The following is a 516-nucleotide window of genomic DNA, read 5'->3' as shown; positions in this document are numbered from 1 at the left end:
AAGGCGCTCTCTTGAAAGGCACTCCGATGCGCCCAGCCCACCGCGCAAACTTCTTCCTCGCAGCCACCGCTGCTGCCGCTCTTTCCCTCGCAGGCTGCGCGACAGGCACCCCTGCCGGGAGCGGGGCTCCCTCCACGGCGCCTGCCACCCAGCCGGCTACGCAGACGGCTACGCAGAGTCCGGCTCCAACCATCGTTCCCGCTGCTACCTCGTCACCCGTTCCCAAAGGGCCGGTGACCTTCACCTTCGCAGACGGCCGCCTGTCCTTCGCCCACCCGGAGGGCTGGAGCGTGGAGCATGAACAGGTTTCGGCCTCCCCCGCAGTGGAGACGGCGACCGTCCTGGATGCCGGCGGCAAGGAGCAGATCAACATCTACTACAGCCAGGTTGGCGATGCTACGGCCGGCAATGTCTCCAGGAACATCATGGAGACTGATCCGGTACCTGGACTGATCGGAGCTTCTGTTCCCACGCCCAGTTCTTCGTTCTTCATTGATCGAGCTGATGGCGTTACTC

General features: G+C 64.3%; 1 protein-coding gene. It reads left to right on the top strand.

Going from position 1 to position 516, the window contains the following annotated elements; all coding sequences use genetic code 11:
• Positions 1-26: 26 nt before the first annotated feature.
• Positions 27-516 (top strand): hypothetical protein (locus tag P2Q66_RS11420; RefSeq protein ID WP_275728137.1); only part of this gene is annotated, 490 nt, incomplete at its 3' end.

This window comes from Arthrobacter sp. Cr_A7 (assembly GCF_029222765.1).
Classification (GTDB): Bacteria; Actinomycetota; Actinomycetes; order Actinomycetales; family Micrococcaceae; genus Arthrobacter.
Note: the sequence above shows the minus strand (reverse complement) of the source record. Positions and strands in the feature narration are given on the sequence as shown.